This window comes from Burkholderia sp. SRS-W-2-2016 (assembly GCF_001931485.1).
In the GTDB taxonomy this organism is placed as follows: Bacteria; Pseudomonadota; Gammaproteobacteria; order Burkholderiales; family Burkholderiaceae; genus Paraburkholderia.
In genome coordinates this window covers 1-22,358 of sequence record NZ_MSDV01000064.1, presented here as the reverse complement: position 1 = coordinate 22,358, position 22,358 = coordinate 1, and the positions used below count along the sequence as shown (strand labels likewise).

General features: G+C 64.7%; 22 protein-coding genes. 11 read left to right on the top strand and 11 right to left on the bottom strand.

The window, feature by feature from the left end; translation table 11 throughout:
* Positions 1 to 15: 15 nt before the first annotated feature.
* Positions 16 to 4,770, bottom strand: coding sequence for a DEAD/DEAH box helicase (locus BTH42_RS27820; RefSeq protein ID WP_075304394.1), 4,755 nt, complete (start codon positions 4,768 to 4,770; stop codon positions 16 to 18).
* A 339-nt stretch (positions 4,771 to 5,109) separates the two neighbouring features.
* On the opposite strand from BTH42_RS27820, the gene BTH42_RS27815 reads away from it, so the two are divergent.
* Positions 5,110 to 6,150: an aldo/keto reductase gene (locus BTH42_RS27815; RefSeq protein ID WP_075304393.1), complete on the top strand. Its 1,041-nt coding sequence runs from the start codon at positions 5,110 to 5,112 to the stop codon at positions 6,148 to 6,150.
* Between the two features lie 371 nt (positions 6,151 to 6,521).
* On the opposite strand, the gene BTH42_RS27810 is transcribed toward BTH42_RS27815, so the two are convergent.
* Entirely contained in the window at positions 6,522 to 6,869 is a 348-nt protein-coding gene (locus BTH42_RS27810) for a carboxymuconolactone decarboxylase family protein (RefSeq protein WP_075304392.1), read from the bottom strand.
* Positions 6,870 to 6,985: 116 nt separating this feature from the next.
* On the opposite strand from BTH42_RS27810, the gene BTH42_RS27805 reads away from it, so the two are divergent.
* Complete coding sequence (locus BTH42_RS27805; protein ID WP_075304391.1) at positions 6,986 to 7,954, top strand: AraC family transcriptional regulator; 969 nt, start codon at positions 6,986 to 6,988, stop codon at positions 7,952 to 7,954.
* A 55-nt stretch (positions 7,955 to 8,009) separates the two neighbouring features.
* Here the strand turns inward: BTH42_RS27805 and BTH42_RS27800 are convergent, their stop codons facing one another.
* The 3 genes from BTH42_RS27800 to BTH42_RS27790 form a co-directional block, all read right to left on the bottom strand.
* Positions 8,010 to 8,582 (bottom strand): aromatic acid exporter family protein, encoded by a 573-nt coding sequence (locus BTH42_RS27800; RefSeq protein ID WP_075304390.1) that lies wholly within the window; start codon positions 8,580 to 8,582, stop codon positions 8,010 to 8,012.
* A 155-nt stretch (positions 8,583 to 8,737) separates the two neighbouring features.
* Positions 8,738 to 9,151 carry a DUF3175 domain-containing protein gene (locus BTH42_RS27795; RefSeq protein WP_075304389.1) on the bottom strand — a complete coding sequence of 138 codons (414 nt, stop codon included), beginning with the start codon at positions 9,149 to 9,151 and terminating at the stop codon, positions 8,738 to 8,740.
* Between the two features lie 27 nt (positions 9,152 to 9,178).
* The gene (locus tag BTH42_RS27790) at positions 9,179 to 9,679 is read right to left on the bottom strand and encodes a PRC-barrel domain-containing protein (RefSeq protein ID WP_075304388.1); all 501 of its coding nucleotides are present in this window, start codon (positions 9,677 to 9,679) and stop codon (positions 9,179 to 9,181) included.
* Positions 9,680 to 10,030: 351 nt separating this feature from the next.
* Here BTH42_RS27790 and BTH42_RS27785 point away from each other — a divergent pair, with 351 nt between their 5' ends.
* Positions 10,031 to 10,363 (top strand): hypothetical protein, encoded by a 333-nt coding sequence (locus BTH42_RS27785; RefSeq protein WP_075304387.1) that lies wholly within the window; start codon positions 10,031 to 10,033, stop codon positions 10,361 to 10,363.
* A 75-nt stretch (positions 10,364 to 10,438) separates the two neighbouring features.
* Positions 10,439 to 10,735 (top strand): hypothetical protein, encoded by a 297-nt coding sequence (locus BTH42_RS27780; RefSeq protein WP_075304453.1) that lies wholly within the window; start codon positions 10,439 to 10,441, stop codon positions 10,733 to 10,735.
* Positions 10,736 to 10,825: 90 nt separating this feature from the next.
* Here BTH42_RS27780 and BTH42_RS27775 read toward each other — a convergent pair whose 3' ends face one another.
* Complete coding sequence (locus tag BTH42_RS27775) at positions 10,826 to 12,109, bottom strand: DNA topoisomerase IB (protein ID WP_075304386.1); 1,284 nt, start codon at positions 12,107 to 12,109, stop codon at positions 10,826 to 10,828.
* A 244-nt stretch (positions 12,110 to 12,353) separates the two neighbouring features.
* On the opposite strand from BTH42_RS27775, the gene BTH42_RS27770 reads away from it, so the two are divergent.
* The 5 genes from BTH42_RS27770 (at position 12,354) to BTH42_RS27750 (ending at position 15,190) form a co-directional block, all read left to right on the top strand.
* Positions 12,354 to 12,701 (top strand): chemotaxis protein, encoded by a 348-nt coding sequence (locus BTH42_RS27770; RefSeq protein WP_075304385.1) that lies wholly within the window; start codon positions 12,354 to 12,356, stop codon positions 12,699 to 12,701.
* A 252-nt stretch (positions 12,702 to 12,953) separates the two neighbouring features.
* Positions 12,954 to 13,505 (top strand): type 1 glutamine amidotransferase domain-containing protein, encoded by a 552-nt coding sequence (locus BTH42_RS27765; protein WP_075304384.1) that lies wholly within the window; start codon positions 12,954 to 12,956, stop codon positions 13,503 to 13,505.
* Positions 13,506 to 13,589: 84 nt separating this feature from the next.
* Positions 13,590 to 14,162, top strand: coding sequence for a DUF4142 domain-containing protein (locus BTH42_RS27760; RefSeq protein WP_075304383.1), 573 nt, complete (start codon positions 13,590 to 13,592; stop codon positions 14,160 to 14,162).
* Positions 14,159 to 14,503 carry a DUF1488 domain-containing protein gene (locus tag BTH42_RS27755; protein ID WP_075304382.1) on the top strand — a complete coding sequence of 115 codons (345 nt, stop codon included), beginning with the start codon at positions 14,159 to 14,161 and terminating at the stop codon, positions 14,501 to 14,503. The genes BTH42_RS27760 and BTH42_RS27755 overlap by 4 nt, the downstream gene beginning before the upstream one ends.
* Positions 14,504 to 14,608: 105 nt before the next feature.
* Positions 14,609 to 15,190 carry a hypothetical protein gene (locus BTH42_RS27750; protein WP_075304381.1) on the top strand — a complete coding sequence of 194 codons (582 nt, stop codon included), beginning with the start codon at positions 14,609 to 14,611 and terminating at the stop codon, positions 15,188 to 15,190.
* A 135-nt stretch (positions 15,191 to 15,325) separates the two neighbouring features.
* Here the strand turns inward: BTH42_RS27750 and BTH42_RS27745 are convergent, their stop codons facing one another.
* Positions 15,326 to 15,571, bottom strand: a complete 246-nt coding sequence (locus BTH42_RS27745; protein WP_075304380.1) for a hypothetical protein — start codon at positions 15,569 to 15,571, stop codon at positions 15,326 to 15,328.
* A gap of 407 nt (positions 15,572 to 15,978) precedes the next feature.
* On the opposite strand from BTH42_RS27745, the gene BTH42_RS27740 reads away from it, so the two are divergent.
* The gene (locus BTH42_RS27740; protein ID WP_075304379.1) at positions 15,979 to 16,431 is read left to right on the top strand and encodes a PA2169 family four-helix-bundle protein; all 453 of its coding nucleotides are present in this window, start codon (positions 15,979 to 15,981) and stop codon (positions 16,429 to 16,431) included.
* Between the two features lie 163 nt (positions 16,432 to 16,594).
* On the opposite strand, the gene BTH42_RS27735 is transcribed toward BTH42_RS27740, so the two are convergent.
* A complete protein-coding gene (locus tag BTH42_RS27735) occupies positions 16,595 to 16,933 on the bottom strand; it encodes a BON domain-containing protein (protein ID WP_075304378.1) in 339 nt (112 codons plus the stop codon).
* Between the two features lie 521 nt (positions 16,934 to 17,454).
* On the opposite strand from BTH42_RS27735, the gene BTH42_RS27730 reads away from it, so the two are divergent.
* The gene (locus BTH42_RS27730; RefSeq protein WP_075304377.1) at positions 17,455 to 18,936 is read left to right on the top strand and encodes an RNA polymerase factor sigma-54; all 1,482 of its coding nucleotides are present in this window, start codon (positions 17,455 to 17,457) and stop codon (positions 18,934 to 18,936) included.
* Positions 18,937 to 19,066: 130 nt separating this feature from the next.
* Here BTH42_RS27730 and BTH42_RS27725 read toward each other — a convergent pair whose 3' ends face one another.
* The 3 genes from BTH42_RS27725 to BTH42_RS27715 all read right to left on the bottom strand — a co-directional run.
* Entirely contained in the window at positions 19,067 to 19,927 is an 861-nt protein-coding gene (locus BTH42_RS27725) for a PoNe immunity protein domain-containing protein (protein WP_075304376.1), read from the bottom strand.
* Between the two features lie 235 nt (positions 19,928 to 20,162).
* A complete protein-coding gene (locus BTH42_RS27720) occupies positions 20,163 to 21,188 on the bottom strand; it encodes a PoNe immunity protein domain-containing protein (RefSeq protein WP_075304375.1) in 1,026 nt (341 codons plus the stop codon).
* A gap of 9 nt (positions 21,189 to 21,197) precedes the next feature.
* Positions 21,198 to 22,358, bottom strand: a 1,161-nt coding sequence (locus BTH42_RS27715) for a hypothetical protein (protein ID WP_305954808.1), incomplete at its 5' end; no start/stop codon positions are given.

The window sequence follows — 22,358 nt, the reverse complement described above, 5'->3', positions numbered from 1 at the left end:
GCCGGCGCCGCGCGCCTAGAAGCGGCGCGCCAGCAATGCGCGGGCCTTCTCCCGTTCGGCCGGAGCGGCGTCGAGCGTCGCGTCGAAGCTGAATTTGCCGGCCACCAGCGTCGCCGCGACCACGCCGTCGCGATACAGCACGCGGTTGCCCGCGACGGCCGGTACTTTATCTCCAGTGAGCAACGTGCCCGCGAGATTCAACGGATCGGTGCCGGCGACGCAGATCAACGCGCCGTCGTGCGGATGGCGGCGCACCTCGCGCAGCAGCGGAATCGCCTCGGGCAGCGCGAACTGCTCGCCGGCCAGACCGTTGATGAAGCGCCCGCCGCGAATCACGCCGCGCGCTTCGAGCCGTTGCAGCACGCGCAGTAGATCGCGCCACGGCGGCAGCCATTGCGCCTCGCGTTCGAGTACGCGCCAGAACACCACGCCGTAGCGGCGCAGCAACGTCATCGCGATGTGTTCGAGCACTTCGGGCGGTAACTGGTGGCGCGCGGGCATGTTTTCCGCGGCGGTGACGGCGGTCGCGGCGGGGCGGCTCACGAGGGCCCAGCGGCCGGCGTCGTCCATCCCGCCGATCAGTGCGCTGGAACGCGCGCGCCGGTTGCCGCCGCCGAACGCATTGCGTTTGGCGACCGGCTTGAGCAGCGCGCGCAGGCCCGCGAAGCTGTCGGAGTTCGCGAGCCCGGCGGCGACGAGTTCGCCGAGCGCGTTTTCGAGTTCCATCCGCAATACGCGGACTTCGGCGAGCAGTTCATCGAAGAACATCGCGCCGTGTTGCGCGAGCGTGTCGTACACGCTTTGCGCGAGCGCGGACAACTCGATCTGTCGCGCCGGATCGAGCAGCGCGCGCCACGCGCGTAACTGCGCGCGCGGCAGCAGCACGATCGGCGTGCTGCGGATCGGGCCGGCGGCGCCGCGGTTGCGCTCGCTCAGGCGGGTCCAGACGATCTTGCCGGCGCGGCATAGTTCGTCGAGCGAACTATTTGCATAGGCGCGCACGCGGGCCGGCAGGATGTCTTCCTCCCACGCGCCGGCCGCGGCCTGGAAGCCTTCGAGCTGGTCCAGCGCGGCGGCGAGCGCGTCGCGGCCTTCGGCGCGCGTGGCGGGCGTCAGATGCTGCCACTCGAACAGGAAGCGCATGAAGTCGTGTCGTTCGACCGGCTCGATCTCGCGCCGCAGCCGCTTGACCGTGTAACGGTGGATGCGGGCGAGCAGGTGACGCTCGCACCATTGCTCGGTGTCGGCGTGCGGCGTGAAGCGGCCGCGCAGCAGATAGCCTTCGGTTTCGAGGCGGATCAGCGCGCGTTCGACCTGGCCGGCGGGCAGCGCGAGCGGGCGCGCGATTGCGTCGACCGTGAGCGGGCCGAAGCCGGTCAGGCGCGCGCGCAGGATGTCGATGAGGGCGTCGTCGGCGGTCCAGCTGTCGGTGTAGCCCTTCGGGGCGGTGAGGCGCGGGGTGTAGCGGGTGCGTGGGAACGAGGGGTAGAGCGCTTCGAAGCTGGTCAGGCGTTCGGCGGGCAGCCAGAGGGCGGTGGCGGCTTCGGGACTGCTATCAGCGTCCATCGCCGCAGTGGTTTCGGCGACGGCACCGGTACTCGCTGCGGTAGTAGCACCGGGCGCAGCACTAGCGCGAGCCCCGGCATTGGCATTGGCTCCGCCGCCCAGCGTCAGCCGCGTCGCGCGCCCGCTTTGCGCGAGCGCCGCCAGCAGCGCCGGCCAGTCCTCGTGCGCACTCGCCTCGGCGTCGCTGATGCACGCGAGGCCGGTCAGCGCTTCATGCATCTCGTCGGCGTTGCGCGCCTGCGGCCACGCTTCGTCGCGCACGCTGTCGATCGCGGCGGCATCGAGCGCGCCGAGATCGTCGGCGCTCGCCGGATCGGTCCAGCGACGGTTCAGCACCGCCTGGGTACGGCGCTCCTCGATCGGCGCGTCGTCGAGATACGCGTACGGCTTCGCGGTGAGGATTTCGGCGGCCAGCGGCGACGGCGCCGGCAGATCGCGCGCGACCAGCCGCACGCCGCCCTGTTCGATCCGGCGCAGCAGCGCGAGCCAGCGTTCGCTGTCCATCGCGTCGTGCAGGCAGTCGTCGACGGTTTGGTCAACTAATGGATGATGCGGGACCTCGCGTTCGCCGACCACGTTCTCCAGGCACGCCGCCTGTTCCGGAAACACATGCGCGAGCAGATCTTCGCTGCGCATCCGTTGCAGTTGCGGCGCGGTCTTGCGCCCCCCGGTGTAGCGCGGCAGGCCGAGCGAGGTGGTCGCGTTCCAGCGCCAGCGCACGCCGAACAGCGGCGCGTCGAGCAGCGCCTGGATCAGCAGATGCTCGGCGCTGTTCGAGTGCAGATAGCGCCATACGTCGTCGAGCACGAACGAATGGCTGCCGGTCAGTGACAGCACGATCGCGTCCTCGGTCGCGGCCGCCTGCAGTTCGAAGTTGAAGCTGCGGCAGAAGCGCTTGCGCAGCGCGAGACCCCAAGCGCGGTTCACGCGGCTGCCGAACGGCGAGTGGATCACCAGCTGGGTGCCGCCGGATTCGTCGAAGAAGCGCTCCATCACCAGCGTGTTCTGCGTCGGCAGCACGCCGAGCGCCGCGCGGGCGCGCGCGAGATATTCGACGATCTGGCGCGCGGCGGCTTCGTCGAGCGCAAGGTGTTCGACGAGCCAGCCGATCGCGTGGTCCAGGCGCGGGGCGGCGGGTGCGGTTCCGTTCGCGACAGACGGGGTAATCGCGGTTGCAGACTCCGCCACGGTTTGCGTGTTGTCTGCGGTAACAGCCGCCTTCGCTTTATTGCGGCCTCTGCGCACGGGCGGTTGTGCCGCCGGCGTCACTTGCCCGGACCCCGGCTCCACCAGCAACGCCTCCACCTGCTCGCGCAGCCGCGCGACCGCGAACGACAACTCATCGCTGCGCCCCGGCGCCTCGCCGAGCCAGAACGGAATATTCGGCGGCTGCCCCTGCGCATCCTCGACCCGCACGCGGCCGCTCTCGATCCGCAGAATCCGGTACGACGCGTTGCCGAGCTGGAACACGTCGCCGGCCAGACTCTCGACCGCGAAGTCCTCGTTGACGGTGCCGATGTTGAGCGCCTGCGGTTCGAGCACAACGGCGTAGTCGGCGTTCTCGGGAATCGTGCCGCCCGAGGTCACGGCCACCAGCTTGCCGCCGCGCCGGCCGCGCAGCGTGCCGCTGACCGCGTCGCGATGCACGTACGCGGCGCGCGGACCCTGGCGGCTGGTGTAGCCCTCGGCGAGCATCCGCAGCACCGCGTCGTACTGCTCGCGGGTCAATTCCGCATACGGCGCCGCGCGCCGCAGCATCGCGAACAGCGCGTCCTCGCTCCATTCGGCGCTCGACACCTCGGCGACGATCTGCTGCGCGAGCACGTCGAGCGGCGCGCGCGGGATGCGCAGCGCGTCGAGTTCGCCGCGCCGCACGCAGTCGAGCAGCGCCGCGCATTCGAGCAGATCGTCGCGCGAGGCCGGAAACAGCCGCCCCTTCGGCAGCCCGCCGACCTGGTGCCCGGAGCGGCCGACGCGCTGCAAAAACGGCGCGATCGCGCGCGGCGAACCCATCTGGCAGACCAGATCGACGTCGCCGATATCGATGCCCAGTTCCAGCGACGCGGTCGCAATCAGCACCCGCAACTCGCCGCGCTTCAGGCGCTGTTCGGCGTCGAAGCGATGTTCTTTCGCGAGGCTGCCGTGATGCGCGGCGACCGCCTCCTTGCCGAGCCGCTCGGTCAGATGACGCGCGGCGCGCTCGGCCATACGCCGCGTGTTGACGAAGATCAGCGTGGTGCGATGCTGCGCGACCAGTTCGGCGAGGCGGTCGTACACGCGCTCCCAGACCTCGTTGGCCATTACCGCTTCGAGCGGCACCGGCGGGATTTCGAGCGCGAGATCGCGCGCGCGGACGTGGCCGACGTCGATTACCGCGCAGTCGGCCGGCTCGCCGCTGTCGATGCTGGCGCCGCCGACCAGAAAGCGCGCGACCGCGCTGACCGGCTTTTGCGTCGCCGACAAACCGATGCGCGGCAGCGGCCGCCCGCACAACGCATCGAGCCGTTCGAGGCTGAGCGCGAGGTGACTGCCGCGCTTGCCGCCCGCGAGCGCATGGATTTCATCGACGATCACCGTGCGCACCGTCGCCAGCATGCGCCGGCCCGAGTCCGAGCCGAGCAGCACATATAGCGATTCGGGCGTCGTCACGAGAATGTGCGGCGCGCGCTTTTTCAGCGCGTTGCGTTCCTGCTGGGTGGTGTCGCCGGTTCGCACGGCGGTGCGGATGTCGAGCGGCGGCAGGCCGAGCGCGTCGAGTTCGGCGGCGATTCCTTGCAGCGGGAGTTGCAGGTTCAGGCGGATGTCGTTGGACAGCGCCTTGAGCGGCGACACATAGACCATCAGCGTTTCGTCCGGCAGCGCGCCGCCGTTCGCGAGGCCTTGCAAGACGAGATCGTTCAGCGCGGACAGGAACGCGGTCAGCGTCTTGCCGGAGCCGGTCGGCGCGGCGACCAGCGTCGAGCGGCCGCGGCGGATTTCGGGCCATGCGGCGGTTTGTGCGTCGGTCGGGGCGGGGAAGGTCTTCAGGAACCAGCCGGCGACCGCGGGGTGGAAGCCGTCGAGTGCGTGGGTTTGGGGCGGTTGCAGCCGTTGAGGCGATTGCAGCGCCGGCGCGGCGGCGCGCACCGCGCGCGTGGTCGAGCGCGCTTTGCGCGGGCGGGGCGCCGCGTCGAGGGCGGCGGAGGTCTTCTTGGCCGAAGTCATGCTCGTCTAAATGGGGGCGCCGCCTGTCATATCCAGAGACGCGCGGCCGCTCGGAACGCGATGGTCGGTTCCGTTTCGAGCGACGCGCGATAGTGGCTCAGTCTCGCAGGTTTTCGCCATGTTCGCGCGTCGCGTTTTGCCTGGCATTCCTGCGGGATTACTGCGGGAATTCGTAGTTTTTACGGGGCTGCTGGAAAGGGCCCGGCACGCGGCGGCAATTTTTGCCATGCGTCGAGCGGTATGCGCCGAAGCTGGCAAGCGGCGCGCTGCCGGACTTCGTCGATTGCAGTACGCTTGGCGATTCTGTTCACTGACTTCACCCACGATGGAGCGTCGACGATGCGATACAACCAGTTGGGCAGTACGGGCGTGTTTGTTTCAGAGCTTTGTTTAGGCACGATGACCTTCGGCGGCGGCGAAGGCATCTGGCGGCAGATCGGCGATCTGCAGCAGAACGACGCCGAGCGGCTGGTCGGCCGGGCGCTCGACGCGGGCATCAACTTCATCGATACCGCCGACGTCTACGCGGGCGGCCTGTCCGAGCAGATCACCGGCCAGGCGCTGAAAAACCTCAAGGTGCCGCGCGACAAGGTCGTGGTCGCGACCAAGGTGTTCGGCCAGACCGGCGAGTTCGCGAATGCGCGCGGCGCGTCGCGCTACCACATCCTCGACGGCATCAAGGCGAGTCTGAAGCGTCTGCAACTCGATCACGTCGACCTGTACCAGATCCACGGCTTCGATCCGGCCACGCCGATCGAGGAAACCGTCCGCGCGCTCGATACGCTCGTGCAGCACGGCCACGTGCGCTACGTCGGGGTATCGAACTGGGCCGCGTGGCAGATCGTCAAGGCGCTTGGGATCGCCGAGCGTTTGGGCACCGCGCGTTTCGAAACGCTGCAGGCGTATTACACGCTGGCCGGCCGCGATCTCGAACGCGAACTGGTGCCGATGCTGCAAAGCGAAGGGCTTGGGCTGATGGTGTGGAGTCCGCTCGCGGGCGGTTTGCTGAGCGGCAAGTACGGGCGCGAGCAGCAGGCCGAGGCGGGCGCGCGGCGCACCAGCTTCGATTTTCCGCCGGTCGAGCGCGAGCGCGCGTACGACTGCATCGACGCGATGCGCGAGATCGCCGATGCGAAGAAGGTATCGGTCGCGCAGATCGCGTTGGCGTGGCTGCTGCATCAGCGCGTGGTCAGTTCGGTGATCGTGGGCGCGAAGAAGGTCGAGCAGCTCGACGACAATATCGCCGCGACCGAGGTCGTGCTTGGCGATGCCGAACTCGCGAAGCTCGCCGAAGTCAGCAAGCTGCCGTCCGAGTATCCTGGATGGATGCTGGAGCGGCAGGGCGAGCAGCGGCGGCAGCAGCTTGCGGACGCGCGGTAGAGCGCGCATCGGTAGTGTGTGCAAAGAGCCGCTCGCGCGGCTCCTTTCCGCGAGATAGTCGCCGCAGGTCCGCTCCTTCGCCGCTAACTCGCCCAAGCCGGGTTGGCGCGCATCAATACCGGCCGGCATTGCGCAGCCGGATAATCCGTCGCTGCGTATCGGCAACGAAGCAGTGCTCGGCTTGCGCACGACTTTTCAGTTCTAAGGCCTGAGCGCGGTGACGTCGCGATTGATACGTGATCCTGATGAAAGATGCGCCGCGCCGTATCGCCGAATCTGAAACCCGGCGATACGGCGCGGCAGTTCGAACTCAAACCATCAGCTTGCCGCAGCCGGATTTCAAAGTTTCAAAGCGGCTCAGCATCCATCGTTCAGGCGACGGCCTGCGTATGCGCGGCGACCGCATCGAGCGTCCGCGCCGAATACACCAGCGTCGCGCCCGCGTTGATCGCCATCGCGACGCCGAGCGCTTCGGCGATTTCCTCGCGGCTCGCGCCGTGCTTCAGCGCCTCGGCGGTGTGCACGGTGATACAGCCGTCACAACGCAGACTGACCGCGACCGCGAGCGCGATCAACTCGCGGGTCTTCGCGCCGAGCAGGTCGGTCTTCTGACCGGCGGTCGACATCGCCTGATACGCCTTCACGCTGTCCGGCGCGAGTTTCGACATCTCGCCGATCCGGCCGAACAGTTCCTTGCGGTAATCGATCCAGTTCAACATCGCAGTGCTCCTTGGTCCGTTGCGCGCCGGCGGGTGCCGGCGTCGTGAAGCGAGTATTGCGCGCGGCGGCGATATCCTGAATACTCGGCCGACTCAACTTCTAGCGCGAGCGTCTCATGGACACACTCAGTCGTTTGATCGACCTCGCTCGCCCGCAAGCGAGCCTCGATCTGCGCTGCCTGCTGTCGGGCGGCTTCGATATCGATCACGCGCCGATGGAGGCGGGCGTCGCGCCGTTTCACCTGGTGCTCGACGGCGCGTGCGTGATCGAGACGGTCGACGGCGCGCAGCGGGAAATGCGGGCGGGCGACTTCGTGCTGTTTCCGCGCGGCGCCGCGCATCGGGTGCGCGACATCGAGCGCTCGGCGGGCGGCGCCCCGGTGACGGGCGCGCATGACGGGATGCTGCCGCTCAGGCGTAACGACGCTGCCGGCGCGAATGGCGCGAATGGCGACTCAGCGATCCACGCGGACGTCGATCTGCTGTGCGGCCGCTTCGTCTACGCGCCCGGTTCGTCCGCGCTGCTGCTCGACGCGCTGCCCGATCCACTACAGGTGTCGCTCGGCGGCGCGCATGCGCTCGATGCGTTGCAGACGCTGATCGCGTTGATGCGCGGCGAAGCGGAGCGGCGTCAGCCGGGCGCGCTGGCGATCGTCACCGCGTTGAGCCATGCGCTGTTCGCGATGGCGTTGCGCGTGCACGGCGAACGCAACGCGAACAGCGCCGGGGTGCTCGCGCTCTTGACCGACGCGCGGCTCGGCGCGTCGGTGCAGGCGATGCTCGATGCGCCCGAACGCGCGTGGACAATCGCCGAACTCGGCGAGCGCGCGGCGATGTCGCGCGCGACCTACGCGCGTCACTTCAACGAGCGCGCGGGCGTGACCGTGATGGACTTTCTCACGCGGATCCGGATGACGATCGCCTGCGATCTGCTGTTGCGCACGCAGCGCAGCGTGGCCGAGATCGGCGAGACGGTCGGTTATCAATCGGAGGCGGCGTTCGGCAAGGCGTTCGCGCAAAGCGTCGGCGTGACGCCGGGGCGTTACCGGCGACGCACACCCGCGCAGGATGGTTCGGATAGCTGAGTGAAATGGCGGGGCACGCGTATCCGGCTGGCGTGCAGGGTGCCGCCGCTCAAACCTATTTGGACTGCTCCGGCTTGCTGAACGCGCGCCGCTCGATCGACGCCATCAGCCGCGCGATCAACAACGCGCAAACGGTGCCGAGCGTGACTTCGGCGAGCCGCAAAAACGCCTTGTCCCACGCCGGCCCGATGCCCGGCACCAGCAGCATGATCGTCGCGGTGATGCCGCCCAGGCGCGCCGCGCTGCCGACATTGACGACCCAGCAGATCATGATCGCGATCGCCACCGTCGCCGCATAGGCGGCGAAATGGCCGCCGCCCGCGAGCGTGCCGATCAGCCCGCAGATGCCGCCGACCATCGCGCCGATGAACTGATCGCGCGACAGCTTGCGGGTGTCGACATAGCTGTGCTGGCTGACCGCGATCGCGGTGATCGCGGCCCAGAACGCCTGCTCGGTGTGCAGCGCGCGGCCGATGCCGAACGCGAGGCTCGCGCCCGCGACCGCCTGCACGGCCATGAAACCGCCCTCGATCAGCCGGTCGCCGAGCGGCAGCGATTTGAGGAACGCAAATAGCGCATCGGCGGCGCGGGTGCGGGAGGCGGGGCGTGAATCGTCGGACGGCGTCATCGGATCGGGCCTCTCGCGGCGGCAGGGATGCGCCGTATTCTAGCGGCTCCGCTCGGGCTTGCGCACGCGTGGCAGCCGGTTTCGGCCGGCCGGGATTCGGTGGGCAAGCGGGCCACGCGGCGCGGCCGCGAATCACGGGAGCGCGGTTCGATGCGCTAACGCGGTTCGCGCCCGAACGCTTCGCGCAGTTTGCGCTTGGCCTTCTGCAACGTATCGCGACGCTCCTTCGGCAGATTTCTGCCCGCGCGATTGATATAGAAATTCAGCATCGACATCGCCGATTGAAACGGCGTGCCCTTGCGACGCCGGCTCGCCGTCGACGAATGTTTCAACGATTGCGCGATCGCTTCCGCGCTGCCGGTTTTGAAAACATCTTTCTGGATATCCATCGCATCGCTGGTTTCCATCACGTGATGCGACCATTTCTTTGTGCTGTGAGCGCCGTTGGCCTTCGCGGTTTTCGCGCGATGCGCGGCATGCGCGTGCGCATGCCGCTGGCGCGGTGGGCGTCCCGACTTGCGGCCCGGCACCGGGCGTTTCGTTTTGCTGCTGCTTTTGCGGGACGCCATCGCGCTTCTCCTGAGTGGTTAGAGCGGTTAAAGCTTCACGCCACCGGCTTCCGGCGCATCGGACGGCGGAATCGTGCCGACGCCGAGATCGTTGCGCTCGGTGTAGACGCTACCGCCCCAGTACGGTTCGCTGCCGTAGTACTGGTGCACGGAGGTGGCCCACGTCTGGTCGGCCATCGCTGGCCAGTGGTCCTTATCGAATCCCGGCGCGTTCTTCACGCGCTCGGCGGTCATGCCTAGCACGAAGCATTTTTCCTCGGTATCGAGCGTCAGCGCGTGCCAGGGAATCGCGAGCAGCTTGTCGCCGATGCCGAGAAAGCCGCCGCTCGACAACACCGCGTAGGCGACCCGGCCCGAGCGCACGTCGAGCATGATGTCCTTGATCTTGCCGATGTCCTCGCCGTCGCTGCTAATAACCTTGTTGCCATCGAGCGTCGCGGCGGCCATCACATCCGGGCCGGGGCCTTCCGCGGTCGCCGCGCCTTTGCCGACGATGCTGGCGCCTTGCGTCTGGGTCTGGTTGATCATGATCGGACTCCTTGTGAAGGGTTGGTGTATCGACGCTTCAGCAACGGCCGTTCCATCGACCGTCGCCGGTCGGCGCGACGATAGCGGCGCATGTGCGTGATGCACGGATGCGCGCAGGCTCGCGTAAAGGATGCGAGCGGGTTTGAAATTATTTCGCTCGCGCATTTCGCCCTTGTATGGAGGAGCGATTCCACGAGCGTCGCGCGATCGATGCGATCGATGCGAAGCGTCGACACTCGCGATCCACCAGACGCGGGGCATAACCCTTGCTCGATCGAAAGTGACCGCGGCACCGGCGCGAACAGCATCGCCCGGAGCTATCCGATCCCCCTCACTTCACGGAGCGCATCGATGAATACCTATCCGAAAGCATGGCTGGTCGCGGCGTGTGTCGCGATGTCCGGCGCGGCCTTCGCGCAGGCGGGCGGCGGCAACGGCAACAGCGGCACGGGCGGCGGCAACGCGCACGGCGCCGCCACCGCCGCGCCGACCGCCGGCAACGAACCCGCGTCGAATGCGACCGGCGCGACGAGCGCGACGGGTCCCACGACCGGCGCCGCCGGTTCGAAGACGATGAAGCAGCACCCGCATCAGATGTCGAATTCGAAGTCGAAAAGCAAGCCGATGACCGATTCGACGAATACGCCCGGTGCTAATGCAAGCAGCGATACGAAAGGGCAGTGACGCTGGGCGGTAACGCAGCTTCGAAGCAGGCGCGCAATACCGGCGGTGGCGCGCGCCTGCGTCGGGAGAATCATCGTGGCTAAGAAGATTCACTATCAGGCGAACATCTGCGGCGGCGACTTCGCGCACGTGCGCGAATGCTTCAGTAGCTGGAAGGCCGAGACGCTCGTGTATCGCCGGCAACAACCGATGTTCGAAGGCAAGCAGGAAGTGCGGCCGCTATCGGAACGTGTATTCGACAACGGCGAGATCGCGCGTCATGCGCTCGCGCGCGTATGCTCGCCGGGCGATCCGTATGCGCTGGCGGCCGAGATTCGCGACGGCGAGCGCGACGTGTGGCTCGTGATGGCCGCGTTCGAGGAAGAGGCTTGAGAGCGGGTCAATAGCTGTTGGCTCTCCTTCGCGTGGGTGTGCGTGACCTGAGCGGCGCATTTTCGTCGCGTTTTCGCCGCATTTTCGTCATCACTGTGCGGCGCGCTTCACTTCTGCCGATCCTTCCTTAAGCGCTCGTCGCGCACGCACGTCGCTGTCCCGGCGCACATTGCGCGCAGCGGTTTTCTCCTGCGCCGCGCCGACGTTCTTGCGTACCGCACGCGACTTCTTCAACAAATCCGTCAGCGAGCGATCGATGCTGTCGCCGGCCGGCGGTTTGCGCACTTTGCCGCGAGCGTCGCGGGCGAGTCGAGCCGCGCGTTTCTGCGCCTGCGCGAGCAGCATCGCCAACGCGACTTCATCCACCTTCAGGCCGCGGCGCGACTGCCCCGGTATCAGGCTCTGCAATTGATCGGCTTCGAACGCGCTGATGATCTCCGGATGGATGTAGCAACGCCGGCACACCGCCGGCGTATTGCGCAGCAGCGTCGCGACGTCCTTCACGGTCGCGACGATATGGCGGCGCGCGTCGGCCGCGCTTTCGCACACGAGCTTGCGCAAGGCCGCGAGCGCGAACACGCTGCCGGCCCACGTCCGGTAGTCCTTCGCGGTGAAGTCCGCGCCGCTCGCGCGGCGCAGGTACTCGTTGATGTCGGCCGAGCCGACCGTGTGACGCGCGCCGTCTTCGTCGAGATACTGGAACAGGTCGTGGCCCGGCAGTTCCGCGCAGCGCTGCACGATGCGTTTGATGCGCGGATTGTCGACGGTCACGTCGTGCTCGATGCCGCTCTTGCCGCGAAACCTGAAGCGCAATTGGCCGGCTTCGATCTTCAGGTGTTTCTTGCGCAGCGTGGTTAATCCGTACGACTGATTTTCGCGCGCGTATTCGACACTGCCGATCCGCACCTGGGTCGTGTCGAGCAATTGCACGACCGCGGCGATCACCTTGTCGCCCGGCATCCCCGGCAATTTCAGATCACGGGCGACGCTCGCGCGAATCCTCGGCAGCGCGCGGCCGAACTCGGCAAGGCGCTCGTATTTGTCGGCGTCGCGCGTTTCGCGCCATTGCGGGTGATAGCGATACTGCTTGCGGCGCCGCGCATCGCGACCGGTCGCCTGAACGTGGCCGCGCGCGTCGGGGCAGATCCAGACCTGTTCGTAGGCCGGTGGAATCGCCAGCGAATTGATCCGTTGGATCACGTCCTTGTCGACGATGCGCTTGCCGTTCGTGTCGTAATAGACGAAGCCGTTGCGTTCGCGCTTGCGCGTGTAGCCCGGTTTGCTGTCGTCGGCGTGACGCAGGCCGGGCGGCATCGGTGTGTCGGCGGCGGCGCCGTTCACGGCGGCGGATGGGGTGCGAGTCGCGGTAGCCATCGTTGCGGATGAAGTTTCTAACGTGGTTCGGGGCGCGCCGGCGTGGAGCGGTGTGCGTTCGATGATGGATCGGCACGAAGCAAGGGCGATGCCCAGCACATCCGGTGAGCCCCGCGAGCGCGGTGCGGCGATGCAAGCGCAACCAGGTGGAAGCAGGTGGAACCAGGCGGAACGGTCCTTGCGCCATCTTCGGCGTAACGAACCGGTAACCAACCGCTAACCAACCGACCAGGGAGGCGACTCCATGAGCAGCACCTTGAATCCCGATGAAGAGCCGCAACAGACCGTCAAGCAAACCTCCGGCACGACCGGCACGCTGGGTCCGAGCGATTCGTCCGATAGCGGCAGCGACGTCGCGGGCGCGAAGCGTCACGAGTTCGACATCGATACCGAACTCGACAACCACGCGCTCGAAACCGGCGACAGCGAACTCGGCAGCGACACCGATCGCAGCGGCACCGGCGAGCGCGCCGCGGCCGATGGCGATTCGACGCTGGACCCCGATCGCGACATCGACACGGACCGCGTGATCGATCCGCAGCTACCGCCCGACGAAGAAGAGCGTGCGGGCGAGGACGAAACGGACATCTGACGGCTGCTTTTACCGGCACGTCGAAACGTGCACGCGGCACGCTCGCGTAATCGTCAGGGATCCCAGGCGCTTCGCGATCAGCCGCCGCTCGATCCAGCGCGGTCCGGCTCGGCATAGCCGTTCGCCATCGAACCCGTGCAAAAGACGGGCACGGGTTTTGCGTATCCACGCTTTATCGACAGCGCTGTACGACGCGCATTTCAAGGCCAACGGCTAATGCGCAGTGTCGGCGCCGTCCTCAGGAGAACATGCATGACAGACGCACTGAAGGGCTACAAGGTAGCGGTACTCGCGGTTGACGGCTTCGAGCAGGCGGAGCTGGTCGAGCCGCAACGCGCACTCGCCGACGCGGGCGCGACGGTCCATGTGATTTCAGCGAAGCCCGGCAAGATTCAGGGCTTCAAACACGTCGACAAAGGCGACGCGGTGAACGTCGATGCGACCTTCGACAACGCTAAACCCGACGACTACGACGCGGTGGTGCTGCCGGGCGGCGTGGTGAACGGCGACGCGATCCGGCTGCTGCCGCAGGCGCAGGCCTTCGTCAAAGCAGCGGACAGCGCGAAAAAGCCGATCGCGGTGATCTGTCATGGCACGTGGCTGCCGGTGTCGGCGGGCATTATCAGCGGCCGCACGGTGACGAGCTGGCCGAGTTTGCAGGACGACATTCGCAACGCGGGCGGCACGTGGGTGGATCGCGAAGTGGTCGAGGACGGCAATCTGATTTCGAGCCGCAAGCCCGACGATTTGCCCGCGTTCAACCGGACGTTGATCGCGCAACTGTCGAAACGCAAGGCGGCTTGATCCGCCCAAATCGCGTTCGGTGAACGGGCACGCAGCACGCTTTGGAAGCGCCGCGGAGCCGCTGGATTCATAGGGAGAAAATGCATGAAATTCCGGTATTCCCTACAAGTGTTGACGGCTGCGCTGGCCGCATTTGGCAGCAGCGCGGCATGGGTCGACACCGCCCACGCGCAGGCGAGCGATGCGCCCGCGAGCGCCGCGCCGGTCAGCGGCACGCAGTTGTCGCCGGCCGATCAGCAGTTCGTGCTCGAAGCGTCGAAGTCCGACGCGACCGAGATCGCCGCCGGCAAGATCGCGCTGAAAAATTCGCGCGATCCGCACGTGAAAAAGTTCGCGCAACAGATGATCGCCGACCACACGAAGCTATCGCACGAGATGGCCGCGCTGGTCGCGAAGAAGGGCTTCAAACCGACACCGGCGGAGGATTCCGCGCTGGTCGGCAAGCTTCAGGGATTGAAGGGCACCGCGTTCGATCAGGCCTATGTCGAGCAGCTCGGCGTGGAAGCGCATCAGCGCGCGGTCGATCTGTTCCAGCAGCAAAGCCAGAGCGGCACCGATTCGCAACTGAAGGCCGCCGCGCAAAAGGCGCTGCCGACCATCAAGCATCACCTGGAGATGGCGCAGCAGCTTGCCGGCACGATGAAGGGCTCGTCATGAACGCGATCCTGCCACGGCCGGCCTATGAGGACTCCCTTATGCAGATCAATTTCCCCGACGACAAACCGGACTTCGACGGCGCCAATCTGACCGTGCGCTTCCTCGCGCGGGTCGACGGCGCGGCGGTGGTCTGCGCAATCACCGCCGAGGCGCTGGAAGATCATTTCGGCGCGGATTCCGCGCTCGAACCGGAGTTGCTGGCCGCGTTCGACAAAGGCCGCCAGCGCATCCGTTCGGTCTGCGCGGAAGCGCTCGACCAGAACAACGGAGAAGGCGTAGTGTTGCATAGCGGACTGTTCAGAGTGGAAGGCATGGAACCGGATCGCGGCGCTACGGCGTAGCGCCGCCACGTGTTTGGGGCGGGTTGCGTGCGGTGTGATTTTGCGGCCGCGCGACCGGCGCCGGCATGCTCCGCGAACGCCATCGACAAACGATAAGGAGGCCTTATGTCACTCATCGTCGCAGCACGCTTCACCACTTTCCCGGCTGCGGAAACCGCGGCGCAGAAGCTGTTCAACGCAGGATTCGTCGAAGAGGACGTCACGCTGTTTTTCGTCAATCCGCGTGGCCAGCATGCGCGTTATCCGATCGGCGGCGACACCGGCACCGACCCGGCCGCGCGCAAGGCGCCCAAAGGGGCGGGGCTCGGCGTGACGATCGGCGCGGTGATCGGCGCGATCGTCGGGGTCGGGATTTTCGCGGCGTTCGCGGCGCCGCTGCTGGTGTCGATCATCGCGGCCGGGGTCGGCGCGTATGTCGGCTCGCTGGTCGGCGCGATGGCCGGCACGCGCGAGCGGGAGCAAGGCGCACACCATTCGCCGTTTCATCAGGAGACGCGCGATTCCGGGGTGTTGGTGGCCGTGCACGTCGAGCCCGACAATCAGCTCGACGCCGCACGGGTGTTGCGCGAAGCGGGCGGCGTGTCGATCGAAAAGGCGACGGGACGCTGGCAGCAGGGACGCTGGGCGGACTTCGATCCGTTGAGGACGCCGCAGCCGCTCAATGAGTTTGCGGAGAAGCGCGCGTGACGGATAGCGCAGAGCGCGGAACATACGCTCGCGGATAAATAGCAATTGAATAGCAAACGGCCCGATTTCGATCGGGCCGTTTGCTATTCGCGGGTCTGCGTATTCGCCTCGATAGCGCGCACTGGCGCGCTGCGGCTACACCCAGATGTGCCGCTCGTTGTGCGCCGGCTTCCGTTGTTCGACCGGTTGCCGGTCATCGCGTAGCCGCTCGCAGGCGGCCGGTGTGAAGCCGCCGTGCGTGCCTGTGCAGCCGGACATCGAATTGGATTCACCGGCCCGCACGGTGTCGGGCGGCGCGACGTGCTCGCGGATCTGCATCACCGTGGCCGAGGTCACGATGGCGATCATCGCGAGAAATTTCATGCTGGCGGTTTTTTTCATGGCGATTCTCCCTGTCGTTATTGCCTGCCGATCGTGGTTCGATCGTGTTTATTTCGTGGTCGGTTTCGCGGCGCGCGCCTAATGCGCGGCGAGCCGGACAAGACGAGTAGGGAAAGCAATCGCTATGCCATTGACATCGATCCAGCAGCCACGGGGTTTTCCGCTGCTGCTACGGATCAACGCGCGTGTCGCGCCAGCGCGCATTGACACGGTCGTTGAAAGAACATCCGCTCCACAGGTAGCGATCAGGGCGATTCGATGCAGTACCACGGCACAAATGCACGGCAGGCACGCGTCATGCGGAGCAGTTGAGGAACCCCGCCGCGAATGAGAGCTTTTTCATCGCGCAGGACTAACCCGGCCTCGTGCGGCGGATTCCGCGATGAACGAACCCTTGGAGGTATTGAATGGCTACCAACGTTGTTTCCGTATTGAACGATCTGGTCGAAACGTCGAAGGATGGCGAGAAGGGCTTTCTCAAGGCAGCCGAGGACGCGCACGACGCACAGTTGAAGACGATGTTCCGCAGTAATGCCGAAGACTGCTCGCGCGGCGCGCGTGAACTGCAGGACGCGGTGCAGGCGTTGGGCGGCAAACCCGAAACGGGCGGCAGTATGACCGGCGCGCTGCATCGCGGCTGGGTCGATGTGAAGTCGGCGGTGACGGATCGCAGCGATCACGAGATTCTCGCCGAGTGCGAGAAGGGCGAGGACGTCGCGAAGAAGCGCTATCACGACGCGCTCGAAAAAGATCTGCCGGCCGACGTGCGGGCGATCGTCGAGCGGCAATATCACGGCGTGCTGCAAACCCATGACCGGGTGCGCGATCTGCGCGACCAGTACGCGGCGATGAAGCGTTAAGCAGCGCAACGGGCCGCGTCGCGCGAGGCGCGGCCTCTTTAACGCAAGCACGCAGCATAAAAAAAGAGCCGGCATTGTATGCCAGCTCTTTTTTCTTCATCGGATCGGACCGGCGTGAACCGGTCGCATGAAGCTATCGTGTTGAGCTAAGCGCTGAGCTAATTTACTCGGCGCTGACCTTCAGATGATTCTTCACGCTGTCGACGCCCTTCACGTTCTGCACGACTTCTTCCGCCGCGCTCCTATCTTCGGCCGAAGGCACCGAACCGGTGAGCGACACCACGCCCTTGCGGGTCTTCACATGGATATGCGTCGACTTGACGTTCTTCGCGGCGAGCAGGTCCGCCTTCACCTTGGTCGTGATCGTGCCGTCGTCGATATGCTGGCCGACGCTTTCCGATGCCGACGACGGTGCCTGCGTCGTGGTCTGCGCGTTAGCGTTCAGAGCGAATGCAACGACAGCGATGCTGCCCGCGGTCTTCAGAAGCTGGATGGTCTTCATGGTTTCTCCTTCGGGTGTTGATAAAAATGGCGGTCTTGTTACCGGTGGCCGATCGCGGCCGGAACCGCTGATGACGCACGTGGGGTCGTTGCCGCTACGGTACCGTCAGGGGCCCGTTTCTCGACATCGGATGTCGGCCCGGCAGCGCACAGAAGACTCGCGGAGTCTGCGTTACGCTGTGTCCGGGCCGGCATCCGTCCACACAGCGTGATCCCGCAAGCATCGTGCCCGGCGCTCTCGCGGGATGGCCGCCGCTGGGCGGAGCCCCGGTTGCGTGGGGCTTTTGAACTGATGAATAGCGCACTGCGAGGGGTACGCGGTGACGGCTGCGAGGTGTGAAGAAAGGGACCGGATTTTGCGCATGATTTGTAAATTCGGGCCGCGAAAGCCTGCTCAATCAATGTGCGTCAAGTAACAAAGCTTAAATAAAACAGCACTTTGCGCGAGCTGGTACGACAGTTGCTCTGAAGAAAGAACTCGACTGATTCAGCCATCGGCTACTAACGAACGGGATCTACTTCATGCCTTCTATCGAACTACGCACAAGGCAGTCTCTTGCGCTCACGCCGCGTCTTCAGCAGTCGGTGCGCCTCCTGCAACTGTCGGCGCTCGAGTTTCAGCAGGAGTTGCGCACGGCGCTCGATACGAATCCGTTCCTCGAATACGATTCGTCGGAGACGGAGGACGTGGCGCTCGCCGGCACGTCGCCGACCGACGACACCGGCGCGCTGCCCGCCGCCGATACCCTCGCCGCGGGCGAAACCGATACGCTGCCGACGGAAACCTCGGCCAGCGATACGCTCGACAGCGGCGGCCCGGACGACATGCCGGCCGATTTCTCCGGCGACTACGGCGGCCGCAATTCGGCCCGCCAGAGCAGCGACGCGGACGGCAGCGATCCCGCCGAATGGGCGCGCTCGCAGCCGACCTTGCGCGAGCAGCTGCACGACTCGCTGCGTCTGTATCGACTCGACGACCGCGATCGCGCGGTCGCGCGCTTCATCATCGAAGCACTCGACGACGATGGTTATCTGCGTCAGTCGCTCGCCGATCTGGCGGACAGCGTCGATCTCGAACCCGCGTTGACTGAAGCGGAACTGCTGGTCGCGTTGCGGCTCGTGCAGTCGCTCGATCGTCCGGGACTCGGCGCGCGCTCTCTGTCCGAATGCCTCGCGCTGCAGATTCATGCGTTGCCCGACGACACGCCCGGACGCGACGTCGCGCTGCAGATCGCCGAGCATCATCTGGAGCGGCTCGCACGCCGCGAACAGGCTGAATTGCAGAAGCAGATCGGCTGTAGCGCGGAGGAATTGCGCGTGGCTTGCGCACTGGTGCGCAAGCTCGATCCGAAGCCGGGCAATTGCTATGGACGCACCGAGGACAACTACGTGGTGCCCGATGTAATCGTGCGCCAGGCGCGCAATAAATGGGTCGTGTCGATTAATCCGGCGGTGCAGCCACGCGCGCGGATTCATCGGATGTACGCGCAGCTATTCGCGCAGTCGGCCGGTGCGAGCCGCTCGCCGCTCGCGCAGCAGTTGCAGGAAGCGCGCTGGCTGATCCGCAATGCGCAGCAGCGCTTCGATACGATTCAGCGGGTGGCCGAATGCATCGTCGCTCATCAGAAGGCGTTCTTTCAGTACGGCGAAATTGCGCTGAAGCCGATGGTGTTGCGCGACGTCGCCGAAGAACTCGGGCTCCATGAATCGACGATCTCGCGCGCGACCGGCAACAAATATATGGCCACGCCGCGGGGGATTTTCGAGTTCAAGCATTTCTTCCCGCGCGAACTCGGGACCGAAAGCGGGGGCACCTGTTCGGCCGCCGCGGTGCGCGCGCTGCTGAAGGAAATGATCGCCGCGGAGAATACTCGCGATCCGCTGTCTGACGTGACGCTTGCGAAGATGCTGGCGGATCAGGGGGTGCTGGTTGCGCGGCGGACGGTGGCTAAATATCGGCATTTGATGAAGGTGCCGCCGGCGGAGTTGCGGCGGCAGTTGTAGGCCGCTTCAATCAAACTTCCCATACTTTCGACGTTGCTTTGGGGGCACGCCCGGTGATAAATCGGGCGTGCCCCTTTGTCGTTTTCAGGTGGCCGGGTGTGATGGGGGTGTCTGGCTCGCAGCGTGATATTTACGGGGGGCAACTCTCGCTGGTCATGGGCGAGATGTGTGGTTTTGGAGCGTCGGCGGCGTGGGCGGCGGCCTGCTGGCGCGCGTAGTTCACGAGGTCTTTGGGATACACGAGATTGTCGCGGTAGCTGCTGTCGTCAATGTCCCATAGCACCGTCACCAGAGCGGCTTCCAGGCACCAGTAACCGAAGTAGAGGCCATCAGTATGTGCACCATGCCAGTAGGCTGGCTTCATGCCCTTGTACCAGCCTTCGACAAACTCCTTCACCAGTGCGGGCCTCTCTTGTGGCGCCCTTACCGTCGCACTCGCGAGCGCGCGATACGGCACGGTATGAAGCACCACGCGCGGTGCTTCCACGTGCGTACCCGTCAGCGCGTGCACCACATTTTCAAACAGCCCATCGCGGCCCCGGTTGTACTTGTGGGTTTTGTCCACCCAACCGATCACTGTTGGAATGAATTCCGGAAGGCCCAGCAGCCGGCACAACGCCAGTAACCAGAACACGTACACGTAGGCATCGAGTTGGGTGATTTCCAGCGTGTCGGCCACGTTCTCGGGCGGGCTCTTGCTGCGAGGTGACACCTCATTGGCAATATAGACATCGTAGCGTTCAATGATTATCGGCAACTGCGCTTTCAGGTCCTCAATAGGCCGACCTGCCGTATAGTCAAGTAACAGAGCTTCAAGGCTATCAGACGCAATAGCCCACCGATGGCGCGAATCAGCATTAGGGGCCTTGGGCTTGTCCGACGCTAGCGATTCAAAACGCGACTGAATGCCGAATTTGTAGGCATCTTCCTCTTGAAGGTAATCTTTTTCACTTAGAAATTTTTGTCGCCGGGTCTTGTTAAAGTCTGTCACTCAAAGCTCTCTGAAGTATTGCTATCGGACTGCGACGGAGCGGCCTCAGAAGGCTTTTAAAGTTTCATTTCGGCCCCATCTGGATCGAAGCCGTTTGATTGTGCATTGCCTCGAACAGAACGAACAACGGATTGGCTATCCCCACGCGCCCTCTCGAACAGACACCTGGATTGGGTGGCGAAACACAAACGGCACCGCGTCCGGGTGCCGAAATTGACCTTAGAGAACCATCCGCTCACTCTTCGCGGGTCGGGCCGCCATCTTCGCGGGACATCACGATCCACGTCACAGGGCCTTCCTGACGGTCGCGGCCAATACCCTCCGGGAACACGTCGCCCTCCTTGAAGAAGCGCTCCTGGACGAACGCGCCCGGCGATTCGAGAACACCCCAGCGCCCAGCATGCGGGCATTGCTCGCCGGTTCGACGCGAGATGTGTGGTTTTGGAGCGTCGGCGGCGCGGGCGGCGGCTTGCTGCTGGCGCGCGTAGTCCACAAGGTCCTTTGGATACACGAGATTGTCGCGATAGCTGCTGTCGTCAATGTCCCATAGCACCGTCACCAGCGCGGCTTCCAGGCACCAGTAACCGAAGTAGAGGCCGTCCGTGTGCGCACCATGCCAGTAAGCCGGCTTCATACCTTTGTACCAGCCCTCGACAAACTCCTTGAGCAACGCGGGCCTCTCTTGTGGCGCTCTTACCGTCGCACTCGCGAGCGCGCGATACGGCATGGCATGAAGCACCACGCGCGGTGCTTCAACATGGGTACCGGTAAGTGCCTGCACCACGTTTTCGAACAGGCCATCACGTCCACGATTGAACTCGTAGGTTTTGTTCACCCAATTCATGACGGTCGGAATGAACTCTGGACGTCCCAGTAGCTTGCACAGCGCGAGCAGCCAGAACACATACACATAGGCGTCAAGCTGGGTGATTTCGAATGTATCCGCGACGTTCTCGGGTGGATTCTTGCTGCGCGGCGATAGCTCATGCGCAACATACACGTTGAAGCGCTCGATGACCTCGGGCAATTGCACTTTCAGTTCTTCGATGGGGCGGCCTGCAGTGTAGTTGAGCAACAGCAGTTGAAGACTCTTCGACGCTATCGCCCATCGAAGGCGTGAATCAGCGCCGGGGCCTTTGGGCTTGTCGGAGGCAAGAGATTCGTAACGCGATTGAATGCCATGTCTATAGGCGTATTCTTCTTCAACGTAATCTTTTTCACTTAGAAATTTTTGTCGCCGGGTATTGTTAAAGTCAGTCACTCAAAACTCCTAGAACGTGTTATCGCCGGGTTGTGACGGTGCAGGTTGTGAAGTCTTCTCAAGGTTCATTCCGGCCCCCACAACATCAATCAACACAAACAGCTTGGACGACGATCCAGTTGGGCCGGGTAAGCAGATGAAAATCCAGCGGGCATACCCACTAATTTCTATTTTCTGCTCTTTGCCATCCCGTTGTTGGCGAGTCATATCTCCATTCTTCACACTTCGATTCAACGCTTGCGGAATCCGTTCTTCGGTCCACGGCTCGCTCATCTGCGTGCCATCACAGGTTTCCCCCAGCCGCCGTTTTGTTTCTTTCTTGATGCCCTCAGTATCGCCGGGATCGAAGCCCTTCGATATGTGCTTTGCTTCGAACACCACGAACAGCGGATAGGCTACCGCGCTCGCCGCCTCCGGATTGAGCGCCCTGTATTGAGCCGTGGGCGGCTTCTTCTGCTCGGGAATGAACACCAGCTTGCCTCCGGGCGGCGGCTCGCTCACGATCTGCGGCATCGGGTTCGGCATGCTCATGTCGCCTTGCTTCTCGAACAGGCCATCGAGTCCGCGCCCCTTCGGCGGATCGACAAGCCGCTTGTAGCCGAGCGACTTCTCCATGAGGATATAGCCATCGTTCTCACATTTCGCCCCGTTCTGTTTGTTGATTTCCGTCTGCGGCTTGCACTCATTGGTGACCGTATTGACCAGGACGACGGTCTTTACCTGCGGAGCGGGAATCGCCAGCTTCTTTTGTTGCGCATAGATTTGCTGCTGCTCGCGGATTTTTTTCAGCGCCTCGTCTTCCCCGTCGTTCAACTTTGGAGAATAGGTCAGCAGCGTAATTCCGACAATGGACGGAAGCGATGTCAACTTCGTCAATAGCCGCGTCAGGACCGACTCGCTCATTTCTGCAGCTGCGGGCAGCACCGGCTTCGGTACGTCCGTGACAGAGGGCGCCTTCAGCCACGGCGAACTATCCGGAGCCACAAATGCAATCAGGGCTGCCGCTGCTCTAAGCTTGCTATCTTCTTCCCTCAGCGGCTTTAGCCACGCCTGGACTTCGGCCTGCACCTTCTTTCCGCTACCCGACCAGTTAAACGATTCGACGTACTGCTTCGCGTCACCGTAAGCCTGACTGTGCATGAAGGCCCGCACGTCCGGCCAGGTTCCACC